Genomic DNA, 16799 nt, shown 5'->3' with positions numbered 1-16799 from the left:
GGGAGCAATCTCCCCCATCCGCTGTTAGCACAAGAAGTCTTTAGCTGTTCACGATGACTGTACTGTTACTCGAACCGATGCGAGAAGCGCCCGCTTCGATCATGTTTTGCGCCGTTATCAAATCACGAACACCACCCGAGGCTTTCACGCCCAAGCGATCTCCCACTACTTCTCTCATCAGAGCGACATCCTCAGCAGTAGCTCCTCCGGTAGAAAAGCCAGTAGAGGTTTTGACGTAGTGTGCCCCTGCCTTCTCAGACAATTGGCATGCGAGAATCTTCTCTTCTCGAGTCAAAAGGCACGCCTCGATGATCACCTTTACCAGCTGCCCCTCTGCCGCTTCCACCACCGCACGGATTTCATCCTCCACAAGCTTGGCGTCTCCTGCTTTTAGAGCGCCGATGTTGATGACCATATCGATCTCCTGTGCACCCCCACGGATAGCCTGCTTGGTTTCCTCCACTTTTAGTGCTGTGGTGTTTGCGCCCAGCGGGAAGCCCACGACCGTGCACACTTTTACTTCTGTATCCTTGAGCATAGAGCTAGCCAGCTCAACAAATGCAGGGTTGATGCAAACCGATGCAAAACTGTACTCGCGCGCTTCTACGCACAGCTTCATAACTTGTTCTTTTGTTGCCTCTGGTTTCAAAAGGGTATGGTCAATGTAGCTTGCAATCATCGTTGTAGCCTCCTTATTTCATTTGGGCAAATACGTCTTTTTCGTTGTACACATCTTTTGCATTGGAAGCATCGATCAAGCCAGTGCCGCCATCCACGTATTCTGGAACCTGTTCGCCTTTTGCTACTTTGAGTGCTGTATCTACTACGATGGAGCCAAGCTTGGTAGGATCATTGAACACCGTTGCGCTGTATTTTCCATCCACGATCGCTTTTACCGCTTCAGACAGGCCGTCGATACCTACGATTTTTACTTTGTCGAGCATTTTGGCTTGCTCCAGAACCTGAAGGGCGCCAAGTGCCATGTCATCGTTGTGCGCATAGACCAGGTTTACATCCGGGTTTGCTTGCAAAAGGTCCTGGAATGCTTTTACAGCTTTGGCGCGAACGTAGTCTGCGTATGGACCTTCCACGATTTTCACACCAGATTCCTTGCCTACGATCTCATGAAAGCCATCATGTCGATCCATCATTACTTTACCGCCCGCGTCACCTTGCAGCTCGATGACTTTCCCTGTTGCTTTACCTTCTCCACCGAGGATAGCAACGGCTTGTTTACCTGCGATACGGCCCATTTCCTTGTTGTCACGTCCTACGAATGCTGCTACTTTTTCCTCGGTTGGACGGTCGACAGTAACTACCTGGATGTTTGCCTGCTTCGCTGCGTTCAGCGCTGGTACTACGGCTGTCGGGTTGGTTGGGTTCAGGATCAGCACGTCAATTCCTTTGGTGATGAGATCCTGCACATCAGCGTTTTGCTTCTCGATGTCGTTTTGTGCATCCATGACAACCAATTCTGCGCCTTGCTTCTGAGCCTCTGCCTTCGCGCCATCAACTAATGCTGTGTAAAACGGTGATTCAGATGTTACCTGAGAGAAGCCAATAACGATTTTTTTGTCTCCCCCACCAGCATTTGCGCCTCCACCCTCAGTTGTAGGCTGTTGAGAGGAGCAGCCAGCAAATACAAGGCTAGTTAACAGTGCTGAAACAACGAACAGTTTGTTTCCCTTCTTCATATAAAATCCCCCTTACTATTTTTTAGAGAATTTGAAACCTAGTTCAGGTGTTACCCATTCTTGCTTTGCTTGGAGATAACAAAGCGGTTGAGCACCAGCGCCAGAACGATAATGACGCCCATGAAAATGGATTGATAGTAAGAGGACAGCCCCAGCAGGTTGAAAATATTCGTGATGATGCTCATCAACAAAACTCCAACGAAGGTTCCTCCTACGCTGCCCACGCCTCCAAACAGGCTCGTCCCTCCAAGAACAACGGCTGCAATCGCATCAAGCTCGATGCTCTTACCTGCGGTTGGCTGCCCTACAGTGAGCCAGGAGGCAAGAACAATTCCCGCCAAGGCAGAAAGGGCACCGCAGATGATGTACGTATAGGTGATATATCTGTTCACATTGATACCTGACAAATGCGCGGACTGCGGGTTGCCGCCAATGGCATAGAGCTTTCGTCCAAATGTCGTGTAGCGCAGAACCAGCACCGCCAGAATCGTGAGAACAATCCAGATAATTCCCGAGACCGGAATGCGGTCAAACAGATTTGCCCCGAAAAAGCGAATCGATTCAGGCAGGTTGTAAACAGGCTTTCCGTCTGTAAAGAGCAGAGCCAGACCGCGTGCCGCTACCATCATGGCCATCGTGGCGATAAAAGCTGGTACCTTGAGTTTGGTTGTCACCATGCCATTGATTAATCCCATAGCAGCACCAGCGATAATTCCAAGCACAATGGCTCCAAAAACCCCCACATACGGGATAGAGAGTGCCATAACCATACCCGCCAAAGCGAGAACCGAACCGACTGACAAGTCAATACCGGCAACGATGATGACAAACGTCATTCCAATACTGATGATTCCGACCACAGCGGATTGCTGCAGCAAGTTCAAGAAGTTTTGAACGGTAAAAAATTTAGGCGACAGCGCAGAGCCGATCGCGATGAAAACAACCAGCAAGAAAAAAAGATTGTACTTGCGCAAAAACTTTCCAAACTCAAATGAGGGCGCTTTCTTTTTCACGTTGCTGACTTCCTTTACGTGTTCCATAACGTTGTCCCCCCTGTCACTGCAGATTTTAGAATCTCTTCCTTCTGACTTAGCGGATCAAGGAACTCCCCGACGATGCTGCCACGGAACATGACGAGAATGCGATTGCATATTTCCTGCAGCTCATTGATCTCTGACGATGCGACGATGACACTTGCTCCATCCGCCACAAGCCGCTGAATAATCTTGTAAATTTCTTGCTTGGCTCCGATATCTACGCCTTGGGTCGGTTCATCAAACAAGATGATTTGGGACTGGCGGATCAGCCATTTGGAGATGATGACCTTTTGCTGATTTCCTCCACTCAAATTGCCCATCAGGGTCGCCGCATCCGGGGTTTTCACGTTTAACTCGCGAATTTTGTCCGCAATCTCGCTGCGAATACGTCCTGGACTAATGATCCCACCGCTGGCAAAACGGTCGTAGGCTGGTAAAACAGCATTTTCCTCAACAGAAAGACCGAGAATTGCCCCTTCTGTCTTGCGATTTTCCGGCACTAGTCCCATACCCAAGCGAATCGCTTTGCTCGGACTATCGATCTTCACCTGATTGCCTTCGAGATAGATAACTCCGGAGGACAAGGGATCGACTCCGTACAAAGCCTTCAGCAGCTCTGTCCGCCCCGCACCAACCAGCCCGTACAAGCCGAGGATCTCTCCCTTTCCAAGCGAAAAGGAAGCATTCGAAATTTGCCGGGTTTGCAGTGACTCGGCTCTCAGCAGCTCCGGGAAGTGAAGCTGCTCTCTGCTGCGCTCCTGCTTTTCCATTTTGTAGCCAATGATCAGCTCCGTCAGGCTCGTCTGATCCAGCTCGCCAAGCTCTCGGGTCGCGACCCATTTGCCATCGCGCAATACCGTCACTCTGTCCCCGATCGCGAACAATTCCTCCAGCTTGTGCGAAATATAGATGATCGTGATCCCTTGCTTGATCAGCTCTTCGATAATGGTAAAGAGCGTGCGGATCTCGTTTTCTGACAATGTTGTGGATGGCTCATCCATAATGATGACTTTGGCATTGCTCTCCAGCGCCTTGGCCAGCTCTACAATCTGCTTATGACCCATACTAAGCTCTGACACTGGCGTATCGACATCAATGGCAATTCCCAGACGATTAATCAGCTCCTGCGCCTGTTTGCGCAAGCGCTTCCATGAAACAAAGCCAAATCGCGGCTGTGCGTACGAACCCAAATAGATGTTTTCTGCCACGGTCAAATGCTCGACCAATGACAGCTCCTGGTGAATGGTAATCACACCGAGCTGTTTACTATCTGCCGGGCTAGAGATTTGAATCTTCTCCCCTTGCAGATAAATCTCTCCCTCGTCCTTTGGATAGACGCCGGCAAGAATTTTCATCAGTGTGGATTTTCCTGCCCCGTTGGCGCCGATCAAGCAGTGAACTTCCCCCTTATTTACAGAGAAATTCACGTTTTGCAGCGCTTTTACACCGGGAAATGACTTGGAAATATTCTGCATCTTGAGTATCTCGCTCATCACATCTTAAGTCCCCTTTCTCAGGTGGCGCCAAGCTCCTTCATGATGGGAAAGAGTGCTTTATGCAAATCCAAATAGGCGGCAAAATATCGATTGTACTGCTCGTGGGCATCCTGCTGCGGCGTATAGATATGCGCTTTTTCCGCATTGGTCCTCGCAGCATCAGCAAGGCTCGGGTAATGCCCCAATCCATACGCTGCCAGAATCGCCGCCCCTTTGCTGCCTGCTTCGGTCTCCTCCAGCGTCTCAATGACGAGTCCGGTCACATCGCTTAAAATTTGCATCCACAGCGCATTTTTCGTACCGCCTCCACACGCAATGATTCGTGTGATCGGCACATTGGAATCTGCAAACGTTGAGATGATATTCCGTGTACCGTAGGCTGTCGCTTCCAGAATCGCACGGAAAATATGAAAGCGTGTGTGCGCCAAGGTGAAGCCAACCATAGAGCCAGTCGCATGCGGATTTCGGTAAGGGGTACGATTTCCTTGCCAGCTATCCATCATGACCAGCCCATCGCTACCAGGAGCAATTTTCTCTGCTTCCGCAACGACTTCTTCATATACAGCTCCCAGCTCTTCAGCCGGAACATGCGGGTAAAACTGCTGCAAAAACCAGGTCGTCAAGGAACCGCAGGAGAGCTGTCCGCCCTCGATCAACCATTTATCAGGAAGGATGGCATTTTCATATGGCCCCCATAGCCCTTCGTGAAAGACTGGTTCTTCTGTATGAACCAAATGGACAAAGCTCGTTCCCATTACCAGGCTCATGATCCCGGGTTCGACTGCACCGGCACCCAGCATGCCAATATGGGCATCAATCCCGCCCTGAAAAACGGGAATTCCTGCTGTGAGGCCAAGCTCGGCTGCTGCTTGCTCGGTTATTTCGCCTACCTGACTGCCGACCGGAATGACTTCGTCTGGCCATAGCTCATGATAGTCAGGAAGACCGATCGCTTCATAAAAGGCTGGAGAAAAGCCTTCGCCTCCCAGGTAGTTCCATTTGCAAACGGCATTGCACTGAGACGCTACCCACCGACTCGTCAGTCTGAAATTCATCCAGTCCAGCTGCTCCACCACTTTTGTCCCAGGGGTCAAAAAGCCGTTTTCCTTTAGATACAGCGCTTTGGCGACCATCCATTCTTCTGATACCTTGCCACCTGAATACCGCAGAACCTCTTTTACGATCGGGGCCGGGTTTTCATTGATGGCGATTGTTTGGGAAACAGCTCGTTTATCCATCCACATGAGAGCTGGTGTTTGCGGTACACCCGCCTCATCCGTTACTAGCACTGTAGACGATGTCGCGCATACTCCGATCCCCTCGATGCGGGATAGTGAAACAGATTTCGCCGCTTCTGCCAGCACCCGTTCCAAAGCTTGCCACCAATGCTCGGGCTGCTGCTCAGCTCTTCCTGTGAGAGGAAAAGCGGTCGGATAAGAGCTCTCCCCTCGCCAGACGAGTTTTCCTTCTCGTGTATACATGCTGACCTTCAGTGCTTGTGTACCAAAGTCAAAGCCAGCTACGATGCTATGATTATCAGTCATGTTTTCTCCCCCTTTGCTTAATTGGGCAGAAACATTATTTTATTGAAGATCAGCTCTTTATTCTTAATCTTTTGAAACACCTCAGGAGCTTGATCGAGCTGGTAGCGATGCGAGATCAACGGCTCTGCCTTCAGCTTTCCTTCCGCCATCAACTCAGCTGTATACGACCACTCGCGACCTGGGAACGGATTGGAAAACGAGTTCCAGGAACCGAACAAAGCCAGCTCGTAACGCAGAACGTTGTTCATCGCTTCTTTACTCAAGGTCAGCTCACTATTGGAAATGCCCAGGAATACGATGCGTCCTTGCTTGGCTGCTGAACTTACGGCTTGATTTTGCGCAATAGGCGATCCCGATGTATCCAGAATGAAGTCTGCCCCGCCTGTTTGAGCTGCGATTTCGCTAGCCGGATCGACTTTCAAGGAATTCACCACAATGTCTGCACCGAGTTCCTTTGCCAGCTCCAGCTTTTCATCGTGAATGTCCACTGCAATTACCTGCTTTGCCCCAAGCACTTTGGCAAACTGAATTGCGAACAGCCCGATCGCTCCAAGACCAAAGACCGCTACTGTATCGCCTTCTTTGCAGTTTCCGCGCCACAAGCCGTGAATCGCATTGGCTGCCGGATCGATCATGGCTCCGGATTCGTAGGAAACCGAATCGCCGAGGCGCACCAGATTTTCTTGCGTTACCTTGATGTAATGAGCCATGGCGCCATCTGTTCGCGAGCCGTAGTAATTGTAGTCCTCGCATAGTGAATAGTCGCCTTGTCTGCAATATTTGCACTCATTGCAAGGGATCAAGGGAGCTACGGAGACACGATCTCCTACTTGCCATCCTGTTACCTCTGAACCACACTTGGTGATCTGTCCTGCAAACTCATGTCCAAGCGTCAAGCCTTGGTAATAAGCACCTTTATACAACGCGCGTGGAATGTCTGATCCGCATACGCCAACCGCTTTTACCTCTACCAGTACTTCACGTGCTCCGATTTCCGGGACGTCAATCTCTTCTACTTGCAAATTTCCAGGCTCATACAGTTTAACCGCTTTCATTTTTGCTGCACCTCCGCTGTTTGCACAAGATCATGCTGTTTGATTAATTCTCTAGCCGTAGTTTCATCGGTAAACAATGTATTGAAGTATTTGCCTCGCACTGCGCCAAGCACAGCCGGAACCTTTTCCTCTCCGCAAGCGATGGCAATCGTATGCTTTTTACGGCGCAGATCCTCCAGCTGTAAGCCGATAGTCCGATCGTTGAGCTGCTCGTCACTTATCGTTCCGTCTATGGAATAAAAACGGGAGCAAATATCTCCGACTGCCCCTTTTTGCAGCAGCTTGTCGTATTCGTCCTGTTTAAAGTATCCCGCCAGATTCAGCACAGACTCATAAGAGGTACGACCGATTCCAAATACCGCAATATTCGCTTCACGCCCGACCGCCATGATGTCACGGATGCTTGAGTCACTCAAAAGAGCAGACGCAATTTCACGTGAATCCAAAATGGTCGGTACAGACAAGGCATGCGGCTGCGCTTCAAATGCTTTTGCAAACTGATCAAGAATGTTTGTCGCACCTGTCGAGAAAGCAGTCGTGCTGACTCCACCGTTCAACTGCACCACACGAACATTCTTGCGCTTCACGGATAGCAGCTGTTTAGCTGCATACGTGAGACTGTTCCCCCAGGAAATGCCGATCGTATCACCGTCCGATACGAGCTCGTTTAAGTAATCGCTGAGTAGCTTGCCCACATCTGTCAGGATAAAGGAGGGCTCGGGAATAATGACTGGAGCGACACAAACCTTCATGAGCCCGAATCGTTTTTTCAATTCGTCTTCCAGATCATCAACTGACTCCAGCGGATATTGGATCGTAAAGGTGATAATCCCTTCCTGAATCGCCGCATCCAAAATACGGCTGACGGTTGGACGCGATATATTTTCCAGCACCGCAATTTCTTGTTGGGTCATCCCTTTTTCGTAGTAGAGCTTGGCTACCCGAATCATTTCTCTTTGGGAGTACATCATGCCCCTCCTTTCGTGAAATTTTGTTCACGACCTTGCACTTTGTTTCATTTCACACCTTGATTATAGCCAGTAGGTATACGTCGCGCTACAGAATTTTACTAATCGTTAAAATATTGCACAAAATTTCAATTTTGCCTATGAGCAACTTTTTGATTTTACTCGCTTTGGACATTTTGTAGAGATTGGTTTACATGCGAAAAAGACCCTTTAGCAAACAAGGGTCACGTCTCGCAGCCGTCTTATTTCTTCTAATGCGTCACAAGCTGCTCGACCATCAGATCCAGCTGTCCTTCGATTGCAATCGGATCATAGTAATACATTTGATCAAAAGTCATGTTGTATACATGATTGTTTTTGACAGCAGGCAGGTTTTGATAGATGGAGGATTGGAAGAACTTGTCCATATCTTCCTTTCCTGTCTCATAGGTCGTTACAAACATGTGGTCAGCAGCGAACTCGGGCAATACTTCAAGTGAAACCAACTTAGGCGGAGTATTTGCATCTACTACCTCTTTGACAGCAGTAGGTGGCGTCAGCTTGAGTGCATTGTAGATGACTTGACCTCCGCGGCCCCAGTTTTCCCCCAGCACGTAAAATTCCTGCGAACGCAGCTCATAGATGCCGACTGTTTCTCCCTCTTTGACGACCTCTTTTACTTTGTCACGCGCATTTGCGGATTTCTCATCAAACTGCTTGATCCACGCCTCGGCAGCTTCCTGCTTGCCTAACAGCTCGCCAAATGCCCGCATATCTACATGGACATCGTCATTGTATGTACCGTACGGAATCAAAACAGTGGAAGCAATTTTGGATACCTGCTCATACAGCTCCTCATCGGAGATAATAATCAGATCAGGATTTAAAGCGGTTATTTTCTCCAAAGAAATAGGATCGCCGATTTCCTCGATTTCAGCCAATTGCTCCTTGGTGAGGAAAGGGTTTTTCAACTCATACGGATGAATCCCGACAGGCTTGGCCCCGACAGCCAGCAGCTCGCCCAAATACAGGTCTGAAACAATTCGTTTCGGCGTGGCGGGAATTTGGATTTCTTTGCCGTTTACCATCTTGTAGGTTCTCATTCCCCCGGCTTCGCTTGTTTCTTGTGCTGTTTTTGTTTCTGTCCCGGCAGTTGCTTGTACAGACGACTCTGGCACATTACTCCCGCAGCCCGCCATCAAGGACGCGAGTAGGAGCAGCGTAGTCGTAAAGGAGAGGAATTTGGATCTTGTTCGCATGATGCCCTCCAAATGATATTGATAATTATTATCATTTGTCATTTTATCAAGAAGACTCTGCTGTGTCCACCACTGAATCGAAAGCAAAGGTACCAGCGATATACGGGATACTCCATGAACAGCTTTGACTCTGACTCATGATCGTCCCCCACGACAAACCAATCGCGAAATATACTACATAGTACATACTCGCAAACTAGGAGGTCTCTATGAAAGGCGTGCACCTGCTTGACATCGAATTTGAACAAAACGGTCAAAAACAAATCATCTATCCAGTCCTGCTTCACGACGATAACCATACGATTTTGATCGACTGCGGCTACCTGGATTTTCTCCCTCTCTTGGAAAAGGCAGCGCAGAAGCATGGCATTCGTCTCGAATCGCTGACAGCCGTGATCGTTACGCATCACGACATGGACCATATCGGATCGCTGGCTGCATTAAAGCGCACATATCCTCAGATCGAAATCATTGCGTATGAGTCGGAGGTTCCTTACCTAGCCGGAACTAAAAAATCACTTCGCATCGAGCAGGCAGAAGCAACACTGGATGACCTCTCCCCTGAGGAAAAACCGCATGCGGAAGCATTCATCCGCTTCCTGCATTCGATCGAGCCTGCCCACGTCGACAGGACTGTGACTCATCAAGAACGGCTGCCTTGGTGTGGCGGGATCGAGATCATCCATACGCCGGGTCATATGCCTGGCCATATCTCCCTGTATCTTCCTGCAAGCAAAACCTTGATCACAGGTGATGCGGTCGTCGCTTCTTCTGGTAAACTGGAAATTGCCAACCCCCAATTTACGATGGACATGGAAGCAGCCATCCGTTCTGTCCGACTTTTGCTCGAATACGACACCCGGCAGCTCATCTGCTATCACGGCGGCTTGTTTGCAGGTGACGCCACACAAGCGCTGCATCAGCTTATTCAAGCACATACGACAAATGATGCATCTAAAAAATAAGGAAGGAAGAAAGAAATCGGCTACCCAATGAGGTAGCCGTCCCTTTTATTCCGAAGCCATTTGGATATTTTTAAACTGGTTAGAAAACAGCTGGTAGTAGAAGCCTTGCAGCTGCATCAGCGAATCATGGCTCCCTTTTTCGATGAGTTCACCGCGGTCTACCACCATAATCGTATCAGCATCTCTGATCGTATTCAGCCTGTGGGCGATGACAAAGCTCGTGCGTCCTTGCATGATGCCAAGCAAAGCATCCTGGATGTGCAGCTCCGTCCGCGTGTCAATACTGCTGGTCGCCTCATCTAAAATCAAAAGAGACGGCTTGGCGAGAATCACGCGGGCAATCGCCAAAAGCTGCCGCTGCCCCTGACTCAGATTGCCTCCATTTTCCGTCAGAAGCGTGTCGTAGTGCTTTGGTAATCGCTTGATAAATACATCTGCATTGGCTAATGCCGCTGCCGCCTCGATTTCGGCGTCTGTCGCATCTGGCTTGCCGTATTTAATATTTTCCTTGATCGTTCCAGAAAACAGGTACGTATCCTGCAAAACAAAGCCAAAGCTTTTGCGCAAGCTGTCTCGGGTGTACTCCCGAATATCTTTTCCATCCAAATAAATGCTGCCGCTCGTCACATCATAAAACCGCGTCAGCAGATTTACGACCGTCGTTTTGCCTGCCCCTGTCGGACCCACCAGCGCGGTAATGCTGCCCGCATCTGATTCAAAGCTGACATTTTTCAAAATCAACTGATCGGGGCGATAGCCAAAGCTGACATTGTCAAAGACGACATGTCCCTTGGGCTGTTCGAGCAAGGCGGCATCTGGCGCGTCATCCGGCTCCTCCCGTTCATCCAGCACCTCAAATACACGCTCAGCCCCGGCAACACCGGATTGAAGAACGTTGAAAATACTCGCCAAATCATTCAGCGGACGGACAAACTGTCTGGAGTAGCTGAGAAAGCTGGCAATGACACCGACTGTGATGAGACCTTTGACCGCGAGCACGCCTCCAACGATGGCTACCATCGCAAAGCCGAGGTTATTGATCACGTTCAGGATTGGCATCAGAAAGCCTGACCAGATTTGCGCCTTCATCCCGATCTTGCACAGCCGATCATTGATCTCGTCAAAATCCTCGATCGCTTTTTGCTCATGGTTAAATGCCTTCACAACCTGAATCCCGGAGATCGTCTCCTCGATGTGACCATTGAGCTTGCCCAGCTCCACCTGCTGATTTTTGAACAGCACGCTCGTTCTTTTCGCGATTGAGCGGGTCAGCAAAAATACGAGTGGAACCGTGATTAAGCATGCGAGCGTCAAAATCGGGGACAGAACAAGCATCATCACCAAGGAGCCAGTGAGAACAATCGCTCCAGACATAAGCTGAGTCGTTGATTGCGAGATGGAATTGCTGACGTTGTCGATATCATTGGTGAGACGGCTCATCAGCTCTCCATGTGTACGCGAGTCAAAAAAGGCGACGGGAAGCTTTTGCAGCTTTTCAAACAGCGCCTGCCTCATACTCGTTACGACTCGCTGAGAGATACCCGCAATCACCCAGCCTTGCAAAAAAGTCAGAGCCCCATCGAGGACGTATGAGCTGAGCAGGGCCAGAATGATGATCGATAAATAACTGTAGGTTTCTGCTCCTCCAGCCATCGCGTCAATCGCTTTTCCGATCAGGTATGGGGCAGAGAGCATCAGCAGGGAGTCAACGAACACGATAACAAAGACGAATGGCAAAAGCCTTTTTTCCTGACCAAATGCTTGCCAGAGTCTTTTGACCGTACCTAAAAAGTTTTTCGGCTTGCTTACAGGTCCTCGCCCTGCACCGTGCCTGAAGCTGCGTCCAGGCTGTGTCGGAAAAACAGGCTGTTCCTTATGCTGTGCCATCCTACTTCACCTCCCTGCCGATTTGCGATTGAAAGATTTCCTGGTATACCTTGCAGCCGACGAGCAATGATTCATGTGTCCCAATATCGACGACCGCTCCGTTATCGAGCACGATGATCTTGTCTGCATCCATGACGGACGTGATCCGCTGCGCAATCAGGATGCAGGTGAGACCTCTCGCATAGGTTTTGAGTGCTTCCTTTATTTTGCCTTCCGTCGCAACATCGACAGCACTCGTGCTGTCGTCGAAGATGAGAATCTGTGGTTTTTTCACCAATGCCCTCGCGATGGAGATGCGCTGCTTTTGTCCGCCGGAGAAGTTGATTCCGCCCTGTCCTACACGGGTTTCATAGCCCTCGGGAGTCGTGGAAATAAACTCATGGGCTTGCGCCATCATGGCCGCTTGTTCCACTTCTTCCATCGTCGCATCCTCTTTACCCCAGCGAATATTTTCGAGGACGGTTCCGGTAAACAGCGTCGTTTTTTGGGGGACGACGGACATTTTCTCGCGGAGCTTTTTCGGGTCCAGCTCGCGGATATCCTGCCCGTCCACGCGGATAGTCCCCTCTGTCACATCATAAAAACGGGGAATGAGCCCGACAAGACTGCTTTTTCCTGATCCCGTCGAACCGATGATGCCCACCGTCTCCCCTGGCAGGCAGGTGAATGATATTTGCCTCAGGACCGGCTCGCCCTCTTTGCCTTCATACGAAAAGCTAACGTTTTCAAAATCGATGCGACCAGAATCCCCTGCCTGTTCTTTCAGCTGCTCCTGCTTCCAGGTCATCTGATTTTCTTCGGCGAAGACCTCCCCGATCCGACCAGAGGATGCTTTGGCGCGTACAAACATGTTGAATACCATCGAAATCAGCATGAGGGAAAACAAAATCTGCGTCATGTAGTTCGTAAACGCAATGATATGCCCGACCTGGATGCTGCCCTGCTCCACACCGAGACCGCCCAGCCAAAGAACTGCCACAATCCCGAGATTGACTGTCAGCATGATGGCCGGACTGAAAATGGACATGACGCGAGTAGCGGAAACCGATTTCTTTTGCAGCTCTTGGTTGGCACCAGTAAATTTGCCGATCTCAAAATCAAAGCGGTTGAATGCCTTCACGACGCGCACACCTGACAAATACTCGCGCATCGTCCCGTTCACTCGATCGAGTGCTTGCTGGACCTTAAGAAAGAATGGAAAGCCGATTTTCATATTCAAATAAATGAACAAGCCGACGATTGGAACCACGATGGCGAGCACGACAGCCAGCTCGGCATTCAATTGCGTCGCCATGATCAGTCCCCCGATACACATCAGCGGAGCCTTGACGAAAATACGCATCATCCCGTTCACAAAAACCTGGACCTGATTGACGTCATTCGTCAGACGTGTTACCAGTGAAGCCTTGTCGAACTTGTTTAAATTATCGAAGGACAATGATTGCACCTTGGAGAACAAATCCGAGCGAAGCTGCGCTCCAAAATTTTGTGAGACATACGTAGCCAGAATGTTGCGTATCGAGGCTGCGACTGCTCCGATTGCAGTAATGAGCAGCATCAGGCCACCTGTCTGAAGCACGTAATCCATGTCCCGCTGTGCCACACCGACGTCAATAATCCGGGACATGATGGTTGGCTGCAAGAGATCACATATAGCCTCAATCGTCAAAAAGATCATAGAAACCGAAGCAATGAAGCCATATTTCTTTATATACTTTTGATAGAAACGCATTTGTTCACCTCATCCCGGTACTGCTTTCTCTGTAGTGAAACTTCTATGTACCACGATACCTCTTGATTTTTGAATTGTCACGAGGTGAAATTTTTTGGAGAGCACGAACTGGCGTGAGATCAACATATTTACAAATCTATAAAAATAGATATAATACTTTTATGGAACCTACTCTCATTTACAAAGCGTTGTCGAACGATACTCGTCGTCAAATCTTGGAATGGCTCAAAAATCCCGCGGAGCACTTTGATGATACTCCATATGTCCGGGAAGGAATTAGCTTTCAAACAGGTGTGTGCGTGAGTGATATTCAGATGAAATCGGGCCTTGCCCAATCCGTCATTTCAAGCTACTTGTTGACAATGCTAAATGCCGGACTGCTGGAATCAGAGCGGGTCGGAAAGTGGACCTTTTACCGCCGCAACGAAAAGACCATACGTGATTTTGCCGCGTACATTCAAAGAGAACTGTAAACATTCTATGGAGAAGGGAGGTTTTTTTCTTTTTTCATATCCATTTATCTAGATATATAGTTTGTTGAATTTTACGTAGATAGGAGCTAAAGCCAACATGACAACCAAAAATCCTCTGCTCATCTTGATGCTGGCACTTGGTGTATTCGGTATCATCACGACCGAGATGGGTATTGTCGGGGTTCTTCCCCAAATCACGCAGAAATTCCATGTAACAGCAGCTGAAGCAGGCTTTCTGGTCAGTATTTTTGCCTTAGTCGTGGCGATCTCAGGGCCTTTCTTGACGCTGTTTGCTTCTGGTATTAACCGCAAAGTCATACTTCTGACAGCGGTCCTTTTTTTCGCTATTTCGAATCTGGCGTATGCGTACACTACATATTTTGAAGTCATGCTAGTTTTTCGTATTGTACCTGCCCTGTTTCATCCCGTGTTCTTTTCTGTTGCGCTGGTGACGGCAGCGAGGCTGGTTCCACCTGAAAAAAGCAGTCAGGCAGTCACGCAGGTTTTCGCTGGCATTACAGTCGGCTTTGCTTTTGGCGTGCCACTGACATCCTATCTCGCTGAGAAAATCTCTTTGGAAGCAGCCTTTCTGTTTAGCGCAGTGGTCAGCCTGATCGCCTTTGCAGGAATTTTTGCCTGGCTCCCTTCCATGCCTGTCTTGGAAAAAATGACCTACGGCAAGCAGCTTCGCATCCTCCGCAATCCGCGTCTTTGGCTGCAAATTGCATCAGTCGTCTTTATTTTCGCTGCAATGTTCTCTGTGTACAGCTACTTTGCAGAGTATTTGGGGCGAGTCACACAAATGAGCGGCTCATGGATCAGCTTCATGCTGATGACCTTTGGTTTGATCATGATTTTGGGGAATTTCCTGTTCGGTGGTCTGCTTCTGAAAAGCATAAAGATAACCGTCTTCGCCTATCCTCTACTTTATATAGCCGTGTATGTGCTCGTTTATTTTGCAGGTCCAAGCTTCCTGTGGATGTCAGCTGCTGTGTTCTTATGGGGGATCGTTCATTCCGGGGGACTCGTCGTCAGTCAGGCGTGGCTTATGACCGAAGCCCAGGACGCGCCGGAATTTGGCAACAGCTTGTTCGTGTCGTTTTCCAATTTGGGAATCACGCTCGGGTCTGCACTTGGGGGCTGGTTTATCTCAGAGTGGGGTGTAAATCAGCTCATTTGGAGCGGGGTTTTGTTTGCCGGATTAGCTTTTCTGATGATTTTGCTTCGGATCAAAGGCTTTACAGCTGCCGATCAGAAAGACACACAAGACGCTGCCTAGTTAAAAACCCACCAGCCATTTTTGTGGAGGTGGGTTTCTTCGTGTTTAATTTTCGTCAGACTCATTGATGGTCTGATTGAGCCGATGATATGAAGGAAGCAATCTGCCTATCACAGCTACTACTGCTTCAGACGCTCCTGCTAAAAGAAACACCATTTTCGCGCCAACAATGGCAGCCAAGCTCGTACCCACTCCGCTTGAGAGCAGGCTGACTGGCTCACTGCATGTACTGACAATCCCGTATACCCGGCCACGCATATCAGCTTTCACTGTCTTTTGAATGACCGTATCTGTAACAATGCTGTTGACTGTCCCGACAACACCCAAAAATACCCAGATTGCAATTACCGTATAAAGGTCTTTGCTGATTGCGAAAATGATGACGAGAACACCGTCCAGTGCCAGGCTGAGCAAAAACAGTGGGATCATTCGGATATACGCGAGCATTTTGTTCATAAACAAGGCTCCCAGTAAACCACCAATTCCTGTTACCGAAAACAATATGCCCACAATCGTCTCCGTATCGCCATATCCGTAAAAATGCTCTTTCACGTATAGGAACGTGAGTGCTGCCTGCATGGAGATGACAAACGTCACCAACAGCTGAACGAGTATCAAATACGTGAGGGACGCTTCCTGACCAACCAAACGTACCCCTTCGAAAAAATCGTGAAGACCGCGACTGCTGCGTGCCTGGTTTTCGATCTGATCCGGCTTTTCTTCAGACTTTGGAGTATGGATTGGCAGCATGAATACAGCCGCGATCAAACAAAGAGCACCAGCCAGCAAAAATGCTTGATGGGCACCGAGAAAAGCCACTACGATTCCGGCAGAAGCAGGACGGATGATTTGAAAAATATTTTTGAGCATAGCCTCCAGGCTGTTCAGCTCCACATAGTGCCTCTCTTCGACCAGAGACGGCTGCAGCGCCTTTTTGGCAGGAAACGAAAAGGCATAGGCGGTTCCCGTCACGAAGGCAAGAAAATTAAGGGACCACAAAGACTCTGCGAAAAAGGCAATGGAAATGGCGCATGCGAGCACCAGATACGAGCAGATGATCAGCATTTTGCGGTCGCATCTGTCGGCCAAGACGCCGGCGTAAGCGCTGAACAGCATAAAGGGCAGCGTTTCCAGCATCGTAATGATGCCTACATCCAGTGGATGATCACTCATTTCCATCACCAGGGCTATACTCGCAAAATAAGCGATGCCATAAGCAATGGTTTTCAAATAATAACCTGCGAAAAGCAAAACAATGTTTCTGTTCAATGCCTGTCTCATAATCTCCCCCGAGATCGCTTAGAATTTGGGTATCTCGGGGGGAACAGCATTCATGAGTACCACATCGTCACCTCCAGCCTGCTTACTGTGCATTGTTAATCCCCACATGGAAGATGTGCTGATGATTATATATGGTCCCTCGGTTATATG

Annotated in this window: 14 protein-coding genes; 3 read left to right on the top strand and 11 right to left on the bottom strand. The window is 49.1% G+C overall.

Going from position 1 to position 16799, the window contains the following annotated elements:
* Window positions 1-40 precede the first annotated feature (40 nt).
* The 8 genes from deoC to SB752_RS07290 form a co-directional block, all read right to left on the bottom strand.
* The gene (gene deoC, locus SB752_RS07325; protein WP_410715027.1) at window positions 41-679 is read right to left on the bottom strand and encodes a deoxyribose-phosphate aldolase; all 639 of its coding nucleotides are present in this window, start codon (window positions 677-679) and stop codon (window positions 41-43) included.
* Between the two features lie 13 nt (window positions 680-692).
* Window positions 693-1694, bottom strand: a complete 1002-nt coding sequence (locus SB752_RS07320) for a substrate-binding domain-containing protein (RefSeq protein WP_410715026.1) — start codon at window positions 1692-1694, stop codon at window positions 693-695.
* A gap of 50 nt (window positions 1695-1744) precedes the next feature.
* Window positions 1745-2734, bottom strand: a complete 990-nt coding sequence (locus SB752_RS07315; RefSeq protein WP_410715025.1) for an ABC transporter permease — start codon at window positions 2732-2734, stop codon at window positions 1745-1747.
* On the bottom strand, window positions 2722-4224 hold the full coding sequence (locus SB752_RS07310; protein WP_410715024.1) for a sugar ABC transporter ATP-binding protein: 1503 nt from the start codon (window positions 4222-4224) through the stop codon (window positions 2722-2724). The genes SB752_RS07315 and SB752_RS07310 overlap by 13 nt, the downstream gene beginning before the upstream one ends.
* A 20-nt stretch (window positions 4225-4244) precedes the next feature.
* Window positions 4245-5771 (bottom strand): FGGY-family carbohydrate kinase, encoded by a 1527-nt coding sequence (locus SB752_RS07305; RefSeq protein WP_410715023.1) that lies wholly within the window; start codon window positions 5769-5771, stop codon window positions 4245-4247.
* A gap of 17 nt (window positions 5772-5788) precedes the next feature.
* Window positions 5789-6826, bottom strand: coding sequence for a galactitol-1-phosphate 5-dehydrogenase (locus SB752_RS07300; RefSeq protein ID WP_410715022.1), 1038 nt, complete (start codon window positions 6824-6826; stop codon window positions 5789-5791).
* Window positions 6823-7797 carry a sugar-binding transcriptional regulator gene (locus SB752_RS07295; RefSeq protein WP_410715021.1) on the bottom strand — a complete coding sequence of 325 codons (975 nt, stop codon included), beginning with the start codon at window positions 7795-7797 and terminating at the stop codon, window positions 6823-6825. Before SB752_RS07295 ends, SB752_RS07300 begins: the two co-directional genes overlap by 4 nt.
* A 248-nt stretch (window positions 7798-8045) precedes the next feature.
* Window positions 8046-9032, bottom strand: a complete 987-nt coding sequence (locus SB752_RS07290; RefSeq protein WP_410715020.1) for an iron-hydroxamate ABC transporter substrate-binding protein — start codon at window positions 9030-9032, stop codon at window positions 8046-8048.
* Between the two features lie 209 nt (window positions 9033-9241).
* Here SB752_RS07290 and SB752_RS07285 point away from each other — a divergent pair, with 209 nt between their 5' ends.
* Entirely contained in the window at window positions 9242-9997 is a 756-nt protein-coding gene (locus SB752_RS07285) for an MBL fold metallo-hydrolase (RefSeq protein ID WP_410715019.1), read from the top strand.
* A 45-nt stretch (window positions 9998-10042) separates the two neighbouring features.
* Here the strand turns inward: SB752_RS07285 and SB752_RS07280 are convergent, their stop codons facing one another.
* Window positions 10043-11884, bottom strand: coding sequence for an ABC transporter ATP-binding protein (locus SB752_RS07280; RefSeq protein ID WP_410715018.1), 1842 nt, complete (start codon window positions 11882-11884; stop codon window positions 10043-10045).
* A 1-nt stretch (window position 11885) separates the two neighbouring features.
* Window positions 11886-13616 (bottom strand): ABC transporter ATP-binding protein, encoded by a 1731-nt coding sequence (locus tag SB752_RS07275; RefSeq protein WP_410715017.1) that lies wholly within the window; start codon window positions 13614-13616, stop codon window positions 11886-11888.
* A gap of 161 nt (window positions 13617-13777) precedes the next feature.
* Here SB752_RS07275 and SB752_RS07270 point away from each other — a divergent pair, with 161 nt between their 5' ends.
* Together SB752_RS07270 and SB752_RS07265 are read left to right on the top strand one after the other, a co-directional pair.
* On the top strand, window positions 13778-14089 hold the full coding sequence (locus SB752_RS07270) for an ArsR/SmtB family transcription factor (protein WP_410715016.1): 312 nt from the start codon (window positions 13778-13780) through the stop codon (window positions 14087-14089).
* Between the two features lie 97 nt (window positions 14090-14186).
* Window positions 14187-15368, top strand: coding sequence for an MFS transporter (locus SB752_RS07265; RefSeq protein ID WP_410715015.1), 1182 nt, complete (start codon window positions 14187-14189; stop codon window positions 15366-15368).
* A gap of 45 nt (window positions 15369-15413) precedes the next feature.
* On the opposite strand, the gene SB752_RS07260 is transcribed toward SB752_RS07265, so the two are convergent.
* A complete protein-coding gene (locus SB752_RS07260; RefSeq protein ID WP_410715014.1) occupies window positions 15414-16649 on the bottom strand; it encodes an MFS transporter in 1236 nt (411 codons plus the stop codon).
* Window positions 16650-16799 lie beyond the last annotated feature (150 nt).

The sequence above is a fragment of the Brevibacillus sp. SIMBA_040 genome, from assembly GCF_046535075.1.
Taxonomy (GTDB): domain Bacteria; phylum Bacillota; class Bacilli; order Brevibacillales; family Brevibacillaceae; genus Brevibacillus.
The sequence above is the reverse complement of the archived record's forward strand: the minus strand, read 5'-3'. Positions and strand labels throughout refer to the sequence as shown.

Coding starts and splice junctions, on each gene's coding strand:
- deoC (WP_410715027.1), bottom strand. CDS start 679: ATGATTGCAAGCTACATTGACCATACCCTTTTGAAACCAGAGGCAACA.
- SB752_RS07320 (WP_410715026.1), bottom strand. CDS start 1,694: ATGAAGAAGGGAAACAAACTGTTCGTTGTTTCAGCACTGTTAACTAGC.
- SB752_RS07315 (WP_410715025.1), bottom strand. CDS start 2,734: ATGGAACACGTAAAGGAAGTCAGCAACGTGAAAAAGAAAGCGCCCTCA.
- SB752_RS07310 (WP_410715024.1), bottom strand. CDS start 4,224: ATGAGCGAGATACTCAAGATGCAGAATATTTCCAAGTCATTTCCCGGT.
- SB752_RS07305 (WP_410715023.1), bottom strand. CDS start 5,771: ATGACTGATAATCATAGCATCGTAGCTGGCTTTGACTTTGGTACACAA.
- SB752_RS07300 (WP_410715022.1), bottom strand. CDS start 6,826: ATGAAAGCGGTTAAACTGTATGAGCCTGGAAATTTGCAAGTAGAAGAG.
- SB752_RS07295 (WP_410715021.1), bottom strand. CDS start 7,797: ATGATGTACTCCCAAAGAGAAATGATTCGGGTAGCCAAGCTCTACTAC.
- SB752_RS07290 (WP_410715020.1), bottom strand. CDS start 9,032: ATGCGAACAAGATCCAAATTCCTCTCCTTTACGACTACGCTGCTCCTA.
- SB752_RS07285 (WP_410715019.1), top strand. CDS start 9,242: ATGAAAGGCGTGCACCTGCTTGACATCGAATTTGAACAAAACGGTCAA.
- SB752_RS07280 (WP_410715018.1), bottom strand. CDS start 11,884: ATGGCACAGCATAAGGAACAGCCTGTTTTTCCGACACAGCCTGGACGC.
- SB752_RS07275 (WP_410715017.1), bottom strand. CDS start 13,616: ATGCGTTTCTATCAAAAGTATATAAAGAAATATGGCTTCATTGCTTCG.
- SB752_RS07270 (WP_410715016.1), top strand. CDS start 13,778: ATGGAACCTACTCTCATTTACAAAGCGTTGTCGAACGATACTCGTCGT.
- SB752_RS07265 (WP_410715015.1), top strand. CDS start 14,187: ATGACAACCAAAAATCCTCTGCTCATCTTGATGCTGGCACTTGGTGTA.
- SB752_RS07260 (WP_410715014.1), bottom strand. CDS start 16,649: ATGAGACAGGCATTGAACAGAAACATTGTTTTGCTTTTCGCAGGTTAT.